Annotated in this window: 12 protein-coding genes; 8 read left to right on the top strand and 4 right to left on the bottom strand. The window is 71.1% G+C overall.

Translation table 11 applies throughout. The annotated features are described in order from the left end of the window. Positions 1-154 precede the first annotated feature (154 nt). A complete protein-coding gene (locus GUY60_RS24080; protein ID WP_161701241.1) occupies positions 155-979 on the bottom strand; it encodes a DUF4190 domain-containing protein in 825 nt (274 codons plus the stop codon). A gap of 96 nt (positions 980-1075) precedes the next feature. On the opposite strand from GUY60_RS24080, the gene GUY60_RS24075 reads away from it, so the two are divergent. From GUY60_RS24075 to GUY60_RS24065, 3 genes are all read left to right on the top strand, one after another. Continuing rightward, positions 1076-2149, top strand: coding sequence for an adenosine deaminase (locus tag GUY60_RS24075; RefSeq protein ID WP_161701243.1), 1074 nt, complete (start codon positions 1076-1078; stop codon positions 2147-2149). 43 nt (positions 2150-2192) lie between these two features. Next, positions 2193-2879: a glycerophosphodiester phosphodiesterase gene (locus tag GUY60_RS24070; protein ID WP_161701239.1), complete on the top strand. Its 687-nt coding sequence runs from the start codon at positions 2193-2195 to the stop codon at positions 2877-2879. Between the two features lie 163 nt (positions 2880-3042). Then, positions 3043-4230 (top strand): serine hydrolase domain-containing protein, encoded by a 1188-nt coding sequence (locus GUY60_RS24065; RefSeq protein WP_161701237.1) that lies wholly within the window; start codon positions 3043-3045, stop codon positions 4228-4230. A gap of 55 nt (positions 4231-4285) precedes the next feature. Here the strand turns inward: GUY60_RS24065 and GUY60_RS24060 are convergent, their stop codons facing one another. Further along, on the bottom strand, positions 4286-5458 hold the full coding sequence (locus GUY60_RS24060; protein ID WP_161701235.1) for an extracellular solute-binding protein: 1173 nt from the start codon (positions 5456-5458) through the stop codon (positions 4286-4288). A gap of 237 nt (positions 5459-5695) precedes the next feature. Next, a complete protein-coding gene (locus tag GUY60_RS24055) occupies positions 5696-7132 on the bottom strand; it encodes a gamma-aminobutyraldehyde dehydrogenase (protein WP_161701233.1) in 1437 nt (478 codons plus the stop codon). Between the two features lie 271 nt (positions 7133-7403). On the opposite strand from GUY60_RS24055, the gene GUY60_RS24050 reads away from it, so the two are divergent. The 5 genes from GUY60_RS24050 (at position 7404) to GUY60_RS24030 (ending at position 11935) form a co-directional block, all read left to right on the top strand. Then, positions 7404-7910 (top strand): Lrp/AsnC family transcriptional regulator, encoded by a 507-nt coding sequence (locus tag GUY60_RS24050; protein ID WP_161701231.1) that lies wholly within the window; start codon positions 7404-7406, stop codon positions 7908-7910. Next, complete coding sequence (locus GUY60_RS24045; protein WP_161701229.1) at positions 7895-9274, top strand: aspartate aminotransferase family protein; 1380 nt, start codon at positions 7895-7897, stop codon at positions 9272-9274. Before GUY60_RS24050 ends, GUY60_RS24045 begins: the two co-directional genes overlap by 16 nt. A 216-nt stretch (positions 9275-9490) precedes the next feature. Beyond that, entirely contained in the window at positions 9491-10225 is a 735-nt protein-coding gene (locus tag GUY60_RS24040) for an ABC transporter ATP-binding protein (protein WP_161701227.1), read from the top strand. Beyond that, positions 10207-11376, top strand: a complete 1170-nt coding sequence (locus GUY60_RS24035; RefSeq protein ID WP_161701225.1) for a hypothetical protein — start codon at positions 10207-10209, stop codon at positions 11374-11376. Before GUY60_RS24040 ends, GUY60_RS24035 begins: the two co-directional genes overlap by 19 nt. Positions 11377-11515: 139 nt before the next feature. After that, positions 11516-11935 carry a VOC family protein gene (locus GUY60_RS24030; RefSeq protein ID WP_161701223.1) on the top strand — a complete coding sequence of 140 codons (420 nt, stop codon included), beginning with the start codon at positions 11516-11518 and terminating at the stop codon, positions 11933-11935. A gap of 165 nt (positions 11936-12100) precedes the next feature. Here GUY60_RS24030 and GUY60_RS24025 read toward each other — a convergent pair. Then, positions 12101-12799: hypothetical protein (locus tag GUY60_RS24025; RefSeq protein ID WP_161701221.1), on the bottom strand; the 699-nt coding region annotated here is incomplete at its 5' end.

Raw genomic sequence — 12799 nt, 5'->3', positions numbered from 1 at the left:
ATTTCGGGGGCGAGGCCGGACGGCGTCGGGGTGCGGCAACGGGCGCTCCGGCGGCGGGAGTTGGAGCACCGCAGAAACAACGGAGGGCCGGCGAGGGCACTGTGCCGCCCGCCGGCCCTGGGACCGAGTCCCGCTCCGTCAACCGTTCAGCCCGTCACCCCGAGTGCCCCTGCACAGACGCCTGCACAGGCCCCTGCGACACCGACATGCCCTCGTACACATCCTGCCCCGAGCCCGAGGAGCTGCCGGCCGTGGCGATCACCACGATCAGCAGCGCGAGGCCGAGGACCGTGCCCACGATGCCGCAGATCAGGCCCGCGAGCGCCTGACCGGGGTTGGTGGCCTCGCCGCGCTTCGCCTTGGCGCGGCCGATGGCGCCGAAGATGATCGCGAGGATGCCCACGATGATCGCGATCGGCCAGAGGCAGAAGATCGCGGCGGAGATGATGCCGAGCACGAGCGAGGTCACGCCCATGCCGTTCGCCGGCTGCATCGGCATCTGCGACCAGCCGTACCCGGCGCCGCCCGGATAGGACGTACCGGGCGCGCCGGAAGTGCCGGTCGGATACCCCGGATAGCCCGGGTAACCGGGGTGCCCCGGCGCGACCGCTCCGTACGGCGACGGTGCGGCCTGGCCCGGACCCTCGGGCGCGACCGGCGGCGGAGGCACGGCGTCACCGGGAGCGGGCGCGGGAGTCGGACCGCCCTGGACCGGCGGAGGCGTCGGGTGGCCGTACCCCGGCACGGAGCCAGGCGCGGAACCCGGTGCGGAGCCAGGCGCCGGGTCCGCGGGCGGTGCCCACGGGTCACGCTCGCCCTCACGCTCGGCGTCGGATGACGGAACCGAAGGATCCGGCTTGCTGAGCGACACCTCGGGGGCCTCGGGGGCCGGGGAAGGCTGCGGCGCCCGGTCCTCCGGCGCCGCCCAGGGGTCGCGCGATGCGGGCTCGCCCGGCGTCTGCCGTGCGTCGTCGGACATGGGCGATCCCCTCATTCGTACGTTCGGTCATGCTAAGGCCCACGACCCGCCGGGCGGGCGGCCTCCTACGATGATCCCCGATCCACCGATCAGCCGATCACCCGCGCCCCCTGTGGGCGCCGTTCCCGGGGAGGGACCTTGTCCGATCTGCCTGCCTTCATCGCCGGTCTGCCCAAGGCAGAACTGCACGTCCACCACGTGGGTTCCGCCTCCCCGCGCATCGTCGCCGCGCTCGCCGCCCGGCACCCCGACTCCAAGGTGCCCACCGATCCGGAGGCGCTCGCGGACTACTTCACGTTCACGGACTTCGGGCACTTCATCGAGGTCTACCTCTCGGTGGTCGACCTGATCCGCACCCCGGAGGACGTCCGGCTGCTCACCTACGAGGTGGCCCGCGACATGGCCCGCCAGCAGATCCGGTACGCGGAGCTGACCGTCACCCCGTACAGCTCGACCCGTCGCGGCATCGACGCGCGGGCCTTCATGGACGCGATCGAGGACGCCCGCAAGGCCGCCGAGACCGAGTTCGGGACCGTACTGCGCTGGTGCTTCGACATCCCCGGCGAGGCCGGGCTCGAAGCCGCCGAGGAGACCGTCAGGCTCGCCACCGACGACCGGCTGCGCCCCGAGGGCCTGGTGTCGTTCGGGCTCGGCGGCCCCGAGGTCGGCGTACCGCGCCCGCAGTTCAAGCCGCACTTCGACCGCGCCATCGCCGCGGGCCTGCGCAGCGTGCCGCACGCGGGCGAGACCACGGGCCCGCAGACCGTCTGGGACGCCCTGACCGAGCTGCGCGCCGAGCGCATCGGGCACGGCACGAGCTCCGCGCAGGACCCGGCGCTCCTGCGCCACCTGGCCGAGCAGCGCATCCCGTTGGAGGTCTGCCCCACGTCGAACATCGCGACCCGCGCGGTGCTCGACCTGGACCAGCACCCCATCAAGGAGATGGTCGCCGCCGGGGTCCTGGTGACGGTCAACTCCGACGACCCGCCGATGTTCGGCACCGACCTGAACAGCGAGTACGGCGTCGCCGCCCGCCTCCTCGACCTGGACGAGCGGGGCCTCGCGGAGCTCGCGAAGAACGCCGTGACCGCCTCGTTCCTCGACGAGACCGGCAAGGCGAAGCTGGCCGCCGAGATCGACACGTACACCGCGAACTGGCTCGCCCCCTGAGCCTCTGCTCGCCCCGGTGATCACGCCTGGTGACAATGGGCGCATGCAGACCCTCACCGTCGTGGGCCACCGGGGCGACCCGTACCGGGCCCGGGAGAACACCCTGCCGTCGCTGCGTTCCGCGTACGCCGCGGGCGCGGACGCCGTGGAGATCGACGTACGGCTGACGCGTGACGGCGTGCCCGTGCTGCTGCACGACGAGACGCTGAAACGGCTCTGGGGACACGACCGTCCGCTCGCCCGGCTCTCCGCGACGGAGCTGCGCGGGCTCACCGGCGGCGGGGTGCCCACCCTCGCGCAGGCGCTGGCGGCGGCGGCCGGCCGGCGTGTCCTGATCGACCTGCCGGACGCGGGCCCGGAGACGGTACGCACCGTGGTCGGCGCGGTCCACGACTGCGGTGCGGCGGAGCACGTGTACTACTGCGCGGGCGCGTCGGCGATGCTGCGGGTACGGGAGGCGGATCCGGCGGCCGAGATCGCGCTGACCTGGAGCACCTCCGCGCCGCCCCGGCCGGCGCTGCTCGAAGCGGTGCGGCCGCGCTGGCTCAACTACCGCTTCGGGCTGCTGAACCGGGACCTGGTGGCCCGCGTCCACGGGGACGGGCTGCTCGTCGCGGCCTGGACCCCGGACACCAAGCGCTCGATGCGCGCACTGCTCGGGCTCGGCGTCGACGCGATCACCACCAACCGGGTGGAGACCCTGGCCGGCCTGGCCCCCCTGACCCCCTAAGGGGCGCCCCCGACAACACCCTTGCCGTACCGGGCAGTTGACCCGGGGACACACCAGGGGCGCACCAGGGTCGGGCCCCTCCCTGACGGTGATCCCCCGGCCAGGCGGGCTCAGCAGGATGTGAGGCGTACCGCACCACGACGCCTGAAGACCTGGAGCCCGCATGAACCGCCGTGCCCGCACCGCCCTCGCCGCCTCCCTGGTCCTCGCCTTCACCGCGGGCCCACTGGCCACCCCGGCCCTGGCGGCCACGCCCCCGACGGCCACGCACACGGAAGCCCATACCGAATCCCGTACGGAATCCCGCACCGAAGCCCGCACCGAAGCCCGTACCGAAGGCCCCGACGTGGCGGCCCTGGAGGAAGCCCTACGGGGACTCCCCGACGGGTTCGCCACCGGGGCGGAGATCCGCGTGGGCGGCAAGGGGAGTTGGCACGGCAGCGCCGGGGTGCGGGACCTGAGGTCGGGCCGGAAGGTGCTGGAGAACGCCCGGTTCCGGGCCGGTTCCACCACGAAGGTGGTGACGGCCGCGGTGGTGCTCCAACTGGTCGCCGAGGGGCGGCTCGACCTCGACGGCACCGTGCAGACGTACCTGCCGGGCCTGCTCGGAAAGGCCTTCGAGCCGGTCACCGTACGGCAGTTGCTCAACTACACGAGCGGGCTGCAGGGCGGCCGGACGCTGGGCGACACCGTCGACGAGGAGTTCCCGCACCGCTTCGAGACGCTGCCGCCCGAGGAGGTCGTCGCGACCGGGGTGGCCAAGGGCCCGCGGCACGCGCCGGGCGCGGAGCAGCACTACGGCAACATCCACTACCTGGTCCTCGCCATGCTGATCGAGAAGGTCACCGGCGACACCTATGAACACCAGGCGGAGACAAGGGTGTTCAAGCCGGCCGGCATGCGGCACACCTCCTTCCCCGAGGGCGCGGACCCGCGCATCAAGGGCCCGCACAACCGCGGCTACGAGGACATGGACGGCAAGCTCGTCGACGTGACCGAGTGGAACATGTCGGACCGCAAGGCGGCCGGCGACATGATCTCGACGACGGCCGACATGGAGCGGCTCCTCTTCGCCCTGTTCCGCGGCGAGTTGGTGCCCGAGCCGCAGCTCGCGGAGATGTTCACGGTGCCGGACGTGCCGGGCGCGACGAAAAGCGCCGGGCTCGAACGGTTCGAGATCAACGGCAAGGCCGTCTGGGGCAAGACGGGCGCGCGCCCCGGCTACCACACGGTGATCGCCGCGACCCGCGACCTGTCCCGCACGGTCGTCTACTCGGTCATGGCGACCGACGCGAAGGGCAGCGGCCTGAGCCTGGGCCAACGCTTCGCGTTCCCGGCGTTCAACCGCTGAGCGCCCCGAGCGAATCCGTGCGGTCGCGCACGCCGGGGCCACCGCCGGGGCGGCCTCACAACCCCGCCACCCCGTTCCACCGCTTCGCCAGCTCGGGGCGTTCCTTCGAGGTGATGTCCCGGGCGATGGCGAGCCGGGCGCGCATCGCGTCGTCCGGGAAGATCAGCGGGTCCTCGGCGAGCGCGGCGGTCTCCTTGTCCTTGGCGGAGGCGAGCACGTCCCGCGCGGCCGGCACCGGGCACACGTAGTTGACCCAGGCGGCGAGCTCGGCGGCAACCTCGGGGTCGTAGTAGTGGTCGATCAGCTTCTCGGCGTTGGCCTTGTGCCGGGCGAGGTTGGGGACCATCAGGGACTCGGACCACAGCTCGGCGCCCTCCTCGGGCACGACGAACTCGATCTCGGGCTTGTCCGCCTGGAGTTGGATGACATCGCCCGAGTAGGCCTGGCAGGCGAGCACGTCACCGCTCTCCAGGTCCTTGATGTAGTCGTTGCCGGTGAAGCGCCGGATGTGCCGGTTGCGTACGTACTTCTCCACCCGGTCGCACACCCGGTGGAAGTCGTCGCCGGTCCAGCGGGTGATGTCGACGCCGTCGCCCTGCATGAGCAGCGCGAACGCCTCGTCGAGCCCGGACAGCAGGGTGACCCGCCCCTTCAGGTCGTCCGCCCACAGATCGCTGACCTGCCGTATCTCCCGGCCGAGTTGCTTGCGGTTGTACGCGATGCCGGTGATGCCCGACTGCCAGGGCACGGTGAAGCGGCGGCCGCGGTCGAAGTGCGGGCTGCGAAGCAGCGGGTCGAGGTACTTCGTCACGTTCGGCTGCCGGCTGCGGTCCATCTCCTGCACCCAGCCGAGCCGTACGAACCGGGCGCACATCCAGTCACTGATCACGACGAGGTCGCGGCCGGTCTCCTGGTGGTTCATCAGGGAGGGGCTGATCTTCCCGAAGAACTCGTCGTTGTCGTTGATCTCCTCGGTGTACGTCACGGAGATCCCGGTGCGTTCCCCGAAGGCGTCGAGGGTGGGCCGACGCGAGGCGTTCTCGTCGTCGGTGTCGATGTAGAGCGGCCAGTTGGCGAAGGTCAGCGCCCGCTCGCGAGCGGACCGGTCGGGCGCGGCCCGCTCCCCGGGCCCGATCCGCGCGGACGGCACCCCGCACCCCGCGAGTCCGACGAGGGCGGCGGTACCACCGAGCCCTTTGAGCAACGTGCGACGTGAGTGAACGGCCATGGGGACAGGGTCACTTGACACAAACGCGGCGGGCAATGGACACCATGTCCACTACCCGCCGCGTTTATGAGCCGTGCTGCACCTGAACGACAAGCCCCGCCCGGCAATATCAGCCCGTCCGGCGCTTGAGGACGAGGCCGAAGGCCGACAATCCAGCCCGTCCGGCGTTTGAGGACGAGCCCGCAGGGCGATCGACAGCACTCAGGTCAAGAGCAACCTGAACGCCGACGCAAGACCTCAGCCCAAAGACGTCATCACGTGCTTGATCCGCGTGTAGTCCTCGAACCCGTACGCGGAAAGGTCCTTGCCGTACCCGGACTGCTTGAAGCCGCCGTGCGGCATCTCCGCGACCAGCGGGATGTGCGTGTTGATCCAGACGCAGCCGAAGTCGAGGACCTTGGACATCCGCATCGCGCGCGCGTGGTCCTTGGTCCACACCGAGGACGCGAGGGCGAACTTCACGCCGTTCGCGTACTCGACGGCCTGCTCCTCGTCCGTGAAGGACTGGACGGTGATGACGGGGCCGAAGACCTCGTTCTGGATGATCTCGTCGTCCTGCTTGAGGCCGGAGACGACGGTCGGCGCGTAGAAGTAGCCCTTGTCGCCGACCCGCTGGCCGCCCGCCTCGACGCGCGCGTGCGCGGGCAGACGCTCGATGAAGCCCTCGACCTGGGCCAGCTGGTTGGGGTTGTTCAGCGGGCCGTAGAGCACGTCCTCGTCGTCGGGCATGCCGGTCTTGATGTCGGCGGCGGCCTTGGCGAGGGCGGTCACGAACTCGTCGTGGATGGACTCGTGGACGAGGACGCGGGTCGCGGCCGTACAGTCCTGGCCCGCGTTGAAGTAGCCCGCCACCGAGATCTCCTCGACGGCCTTGGCGATGTCGGTGTCCTCGAAGACGACGACCGGGGCCTTGCCGCCGAGCTCCAGGTGGACCCGCTTGAGGTCCTTGGCGGCGGACTCGGCGACCTGCATGCCGGCCCGCACGGAGCCGGTGATGGAGGCCATGGCGGGGGTCGGGTGCTCGACCATCGCACGGCCGGTGTCGCGGTCGCCGGTGACGACGTTGAAGACGCCCTTCGGCACGATCGAGCCGATGATCTCGGCCATCAGGACGGTCGACGCGGGGGTCGTGTCCGAGGGCTTGAGGACGACGGTGTTGCCCGCGGCGAGCGCCGGGGCGAACTTCCAGACGGCCATCATCATCGGGTAGTTCCACGGCGCGACCTGCGCGCAGACGCCGATCGGCTCGCGCCGGATGATGGAGGTCAGCCCCTCCATGTACTCGCCGGCGGAGCGGCCCTCCAGCATCCGGGCGGCGCCCGCGAAGAACCGGATCTGGTCGACCATCGCGGGGAGTTCTTCGCTGCGGGTCAGCCCGAGGGGCTTGCCGCAGTTCTCCGACTCGGCGGCGATCAGGTCCTCGGCGCGCTCCTCGAACGCGTCGGCGATCTTGAGCAGGGCCTTCTGACGCTCGGCCGGTACGAGGTCGCGCCAGGCCGGGAAGGCCTTCTCGGCGGCGGCCATGGCGGCGTCCACGTCGGCCTGGGCGGACAGTGGCGCGGTGGCGTACACATCGCCGGTAGCCGGGTTGACCACCTCGGTGGTCCGCCCGTCCGCGGCGTCCCGGAACTCTCCGTCGATGTAATTGCGCAGACGACGCAGCTCGGTGGTCACTGCGGCCTCCTAACCAGAGGGTTGGTCTTGAGCGGTGCTGGATGTGGGTTGCTGCATGTGGTGCTGCATGTGGTGCTGGATCCGGTGCTGCAGGTCGGGCTGGATGTGGTGCTGAATGCCCGAGTCCGGGGGGTGAGACACCCGAGTCCCACCCTAACCGCCGACCTCACGCTTTCGACATACCCAGGGCCCTACAACTACGAAATCAGTGGGCTGAGACTCACCAAACAACGAATTTCATCGGTTTCCACTTGCCAGACTGCCGACTCTCATGCACAGTGAAGGCGTGGCCAGTCGAAGCGCAGACTCCCCCAGGACCGGGAACGGCTCTCCCTCCGTGGACGCCGTCTCCCTCGCCATCATCGAGCAGTTGCAGGAGGACGGACGCCGTCCGTACGCCGCCATCGGCAAGGCCGTCGGCCTGTCCGAAGCGGCCGTGCGCCAGCGCGTCCAGAAGCTGCTCGACCAGGGCGTGATGCAGATCGTCGCCGTGACGGACCCACTCACCGTGGGCTTCCGGCGCCAGGCGATGGTCGGCATCAACGTCGAGGGCGATACGGACCCGGTGGCGGAAGCGCTGACGGCCATGCCAGAAGTCGAGTACATCGTGATCACCGCCGGCTCCTTCGACCTGATGGTCGAGGTGGTCTGTGAGGACGACGAACAGCTGCTCGACGTGATCCAGAAACGCATCCGGACCCTCCCCGGCGTGCGCTCCACCGAGAGCTTCGTCTACCTCAAGCTCAAGAAGCAGACCTATATGTGGGGAACCCGATAGCCGTGAGCAAGGACCTCAGCCAGACCGCCTACGACCACCTGTGGATGCACTTCACCCGCATGTCGTCGTACGAGAACGCCGCCGTTCCCACCATCGTGCGTGGCGAGGGCACCTACATCTTCGACGACAAGGGCAAGAAGTACCTTGACGGCCTCTCCGGCCTGTTCGTCGTCAACGCCGGCCACGGCCGTCACGAACTCGCCGAGACCGCGTACAAGCAGGCGCAGGAGCTGGCCTTCTTCCCGGTGTGGAGCTACGCCCACCCGAAGGCCGTAGAGCTGGCCGAGCGCCTCGCGAACCACGCGCCGGGCGACCTCAACAAGGTCTTCTTCACCACCGGTGGCGGCGAGGCCGTCGAGACCGCGTGGAAGCTGGCGAAGCAGTACCACAAGCTCACCGGCAACCACACGAAGTACAAGGTCATCTCGCGTGCGGTCGCCTACCACGGCACCCCGCAGGGCGCCCTGTCCATCACCGGTCTGCCGGCCCTGAAGGCCCCCTTCGAGCCGCTCGTCCCGGGCGCGCACAAGGTGCCGAACACCAACATCTACCGCGCCCCGATCCACGGCGACGACCCCGAGGCCTTCGGCCGCTGGGCCGCCGACCAGATCGAGCAGGAGATCCTCTTCGAGGGCCCCGAGACCGTCGCGGCCGTCTTCCTCGAGCCGGTGCAGAACGCCGGCGGCTGCTTCCCGCCGCCGCCCGGGTACTTCCAGCGGGTCCGCGAGATCTGCGACAAGTACGACGTGCTGCTCGTCTCGGACGAGGTCATCTGCGCCTTCGGCCGCCTCGGCACGATGTTCGCCTGTGACAAGTTCGGCTACGTGCCGGACATGATCACCTGCGCCAAGGGCATGACCTCGGGCTACTCCCCGATCGGTGCCTGCATCGTCTCGGACAAGGTCGCCGAGCCCTTCTACAAGGGTGACAACACCTTCCTGCACGGCTACACCTTCGGTGGCCACCCGGTCTCCGCGGCCGTGGGCCTCGCCAACCTCGACATCTTCGAGAAGGAGAAGCTCAACCAGCACGTCCTGGACAACGAGGACGCGTTCTACCAGACGCTCCGCAAGCTCCTGGACCTGCCGATCGTGGGCGACGTCCGCGGCAACGGCTTCTTCTACGGCATCGAGCTCGTGAAGGACAAGGCCACCAAGGAGACGTTCAACGACGAGGAGACGGAGCGCGTCCTGTACGGCTTCCTCTCCAAGGCGCTGTACGACAACGGCCTGTACTGCCGCGCCGACGACCGTGGTGACCCGGTCGTCCAGCTGGCCCCGCCGCTGATCTCCGACCAGTCGACCTTCGACGAGATCGAGGGCATCCTGCGCTCGGTCCTCACCGAGGCGTGGACCAAGCTGTAAGGCCCACAGGCCCCCCGCGGGCCTTCAGCACCACCACGGCCCGGGTGCCCCGTTCGAGTGAGAACGGGTGCCCCCGGGCCGTGTGCTGTCCGTACTGTCCTGATATGTCCCTACGGTTCCTGTGACCGATCGGCCCTGTGTCTCGTTCCCCCGTACGGGGGACGGCACCGCACTGATCAACGTGCGCCCTTCGTAACCGAACCGAGGTGTATCGCCATGGTGGCCCCACCGGACAACGACGTGCTGTGGGCACGCACGCTGCACTTCTCGCGCGGCGGCACGCCCGCCCTCACCGGGGTCTCCGTCGGGGTCCGCGAGCGCGAGATCCTCGCCGTCGGCGGCCCGCGCGGCAGCGGCAAGACGACCCTGCTGCAGTGCCTCTCCGGCCAGCTCGTCCCGCAGCAGGGCGAGGTGTGGTTCAACTCCACGCCCGTACACACCATGGGCCCGCTCGTGCGGGAACGGCTGCGCCGCGACAAGTTCGGCTGGATCGACCCGCAGCCGCGGCTCGTCCCCGAACTCACCGCCTGGGAGAACACCGCCCTGCCGCTGATGCTGCACGGCGCGGGCAACCGGGCCGCCCGCAAGGTCGCCCTGGAGTGGCTCGACCGGCTCGACATCGGCGCCTGCGCCCGCAAACGCCCGTACGCCCTCACCCACGCGGAGCGCCAACGCGTCGCCATCGCACGGGCGTTGGTCGCCGGACCCACCGTGCTTTTCGCCGACGAACCCACCGCCCCGCTGCACCGCGCCGACCGCGCCCATGTGCTGCGCACCCTCACCACGGCGGCCCGCTCGCACGGCATCACCGTCGTCCTCGCCACCCATGACGCCGACGTCGCGGCCCTCGCCGACCGCACCGTCTCGCTCCTGGACGGCCGCCGCGTCCACACCGTGCCGCTGCCCGCGGACGCCGAGCCGGAAGGGGCGGCGTGCTCGCTCTCCGTCTAGCCCGCGGCACTCACCCCCTCGTCCTGCTCCGCCGGCTCGCCGTCGCCGCCGCCTCCGCCGGCACCGGCTTCCTGCTGCTCTGCGCCCTGGGGTACGCACTCGGCCACCCGCAGGCCGCCGGCCCCGCCGTGCTGCGGCTCGCCTGGTGCGTCCTGCCGATCGCCGCGACCGTGCACTTCGCCGTCGCCGTCGCCCGTACCGACCCCGCGACCCGGCCGCGCGCCGCGCTGTCCGCGGTCGGCCTCGGGCCCGGCCGGATGATGCTGCTCTCCGCCATCTCCACCGCGGTGTCCTGCACCCTCGGCTCCATGCTCGCCCTGCTGTTCTTCCTGCATCTGCGCGGCGACATCAGCGGCCTCCCCCTGGACGGCGCCGCCGCCCAACTCCTGGGCTCGGGCCAGCCGTTGCCGGTCGCCGGGGTGTGCACGCTGCTCCTCGTCGTACCCACCGCCGCGACCCTCGCGGGCGCCCTCACACTGCGCCCCCGGACCCTCAAGCCGGGTGCCGAACAGCCCGCCCCCGAGGACCCGGCGCCGCCCGCGCCCACGCCCGGCGGGCTGCCCTGGGGCGTGGCCTTGATGGCGATGGGCCTCGCCGTGGAGACCTACGCGGCCCGCGGCGCGGCCGCGGGCGGCGGGCTCCCGCTGCCCGGCCGGCTCGCCTCGTCGTCGGCGGCCATCCTCGGCGGCTGGGCCGTCACCGCGGTCGGCCTCGCCCTGGCCGGGCCCGGACTGACGTATCTGTGCGGGAAGTTGCTGCAGGCCGCCCGGCCCGGCGCCGCCCGGCTGCTCGCCGGTCGCGCGCTGCAGGAGGAGGCCCGCCGTATCGGCCGCCCCCTCGGCGTGGTCTGCGCGGTGTCCTCCGGCGCGCTCGCCGCCCTCGCCCTGTCGACGGGCGCGGCCCGGATCGGCCCGCTCACGGTGCTCGGCAGCGCCCTGGTCGGCGGGTGCGCGGTGCTCACCCTCGCCACCGCCGCCGTCGAGGCCCGCCAGTCCCGCGCCGACACCACCGCCACCCTGGTCAAGCTCGGGGCTCCGGCCTCGCTGCTGCGCGGTGCGGCGGGGCTGCGGGCGGCGGCGCTGCTCGTCGTGTTCGGCCCGCTCACCTGGCTGATCGGCACGCTCGCGGCCACCCCCCTCACCGGTCACTGACCGGCTCCGCCACCCTCGGTCAACTCCCCTGAAAAGACTGCCCGATCGGCGATGAGTTCCGGGTCGCCGATCGGTCTTCTTCTCGTACGGTCCGTCGTACGGCGGTCCGGCATGCCCGCGGACACCGAGGAGCAGGACCATGGCCGCTCGCCCCTACCGACAGACGGTCTTCATCACTCTCGCCGTGAAGGACGTCGGGATCGCGAAGAAGTTCTTCACGGAACTCGGGTACGCGCTCGACGCCCGGTTCTGCGACGAGGACACCGTCTGCGTCGCCGTCAGCGACACCATCGTCCTGATGCTCCTGCACGAGGAGAAGTTCAGCCGCTTCACCGTGCAGCCCGCCGCAGACGCCGCGCGCTCCACCGAGGCGCTGATCTGCCTGAGCGCCGAGAGCCGCGAGCAGGTCGACGACCTCGTCGGCAAGGCGCTCGCGGTGGGCGGTTCCCCGGCGGCCGAGCCCAACGACCTGGGCTTCATGTACGCCCGCTCGTTCCTCGACCCCGACGGGCACCACTTCGAGATCCTCTGGATGGACCAGGACGCGGTACGGACCTGACCCCCGCCTGCGATGACGGCGTGTCCGGCCTACCTGCCCCCGGAGCCCTGTCCGCCGACGAGACACGCTGCGCCGGCTCAACTCCCGTACCTGAACACGCCGAAGGGCCCGCACCGTTGAACCGGTGCGGGCCCTTTCGTACCGCGAGAGCCAGGAGCGCTGGGGTCAGCGGCGGGAGCCGACGAGCCTCGCGATGCCCCAGCCGGCGAGGACCGCGAGGAGCAGGCCGAGCAGGGAGAGCATCCCGGACTCGACGTCCCGGCCCCACCACATCTCGGCGGGGAAGAACGGCTTCTCCTGCAGCAGGTAGTAGACGTCGCTGCCCATGACGTCCATCTGGACGAAGAACGCGGCGTTGGCCTGGCCGAAGAACGCGCCGAGCACCGCGACGATCGCGGCCGCGACGTGCGCGGCGTTGTTGCGCCGCCCGATGAGCCCGGCGACGGCACCCACGGCCGCGCCGTTGATCACCGCGTGCGCCATGTAGACGATGTTGACCGTCGTCATGTCGGTCAGGTTCTTGTACGTGCCGAAGAAGATGCCCGCGTAGATGAGCGAGACCACGACGGAGACGAGCAGGCCGAGGAAGAACGCTCCGGCCGCGCTGCCACGCGCGCCGGCCGCGGCCGCTCCCGGGTACGGCAGCTGCTGCTGCATGCCCGGCATCGGCGGCTGCTGCTGCGGGAACTGCGGCTGCGCGGGCGGCTGTCCGGGGAAACCCTGCTGCGGCGTCGCGGGCGGCGGCCCGGCCGGCGGACCCGGCGGGGCCTGCGGCGGCATCGGGGGCGGCGCACCGGGACCGGGCCCGGACGGCGCCTGGGCGTACGGGTTGCCGCCGTCCGGCTGGGGCGGCTGGGGCTGGGC

The sequence above is a fragment of the Streptomyces boluensis genome (genome assembly GCF_009908195.1).
In the GTDB taxonomy this organism is placed as follows: Bacteria; Actinomycetota; Actinomycetes; order Streptomycetales; family Streptomycetaceae; genus Streptomyces; species Streptomyces boluensis.
The sequence above is the reverse complement of the archived record's forward strand: the minus strand, read 5'-3'. Positions and strand labels throughout refer to the sequence as shown.

Bases quoted from the DNA above. Each gene is read 5' to 3' on its own strand.
- GUY60_RS24040 (WP_161701227.1), top strand. From the start codon at position 9,491: ATGGTGGCCCCACCGGACAACGACGTGCTGTGGGCACGCACGCTGCAC.
- GUY60_RS24060 (WP_161701235.1), bottom strand. From the start codon at position 5,458: ATGGCCGTTCACTCACGTCGCACGTTGCTCAAAGGGCTCGGTGGTACC.
- GUY60_RS24070 (WP_161701239.1), top strand. From the start codon at position 2,193: ATGCAGACCCTCACCGTCGTGGGCCACCGGGGCGACCCGTACCGGGCC.
- GUY60_RS24065 (WP_161701237.1), top strand. From the start codon at position 3,043: ATGAACCGCCGTGCCCGCACCGCCCTCGCCGCCTCCCTGGTCCTCGCC.
- GUY60_RS24050 (WP_161701231.1), top strand. From the start codon at position 7,404: ATGCACAGTGAAGGCGTGGCCAGTCGAAGCGCAGACTCCCCCAGGACC.
- GUY60_RS24030 (WP_161701223.1), top strand. From the start codon at position 11,516: ATGGCCGCTCGCCCCTACCGACAGACGGTCTTCATCACTCTCGCCGTG.
- GUY60_RS24080 (WP_161701241.1), bottom strand. From the start codon at position 979: ATGTCCGACGACGCACGGCAGACGCCGGGCGAGCCCGCATCGCGCGAC.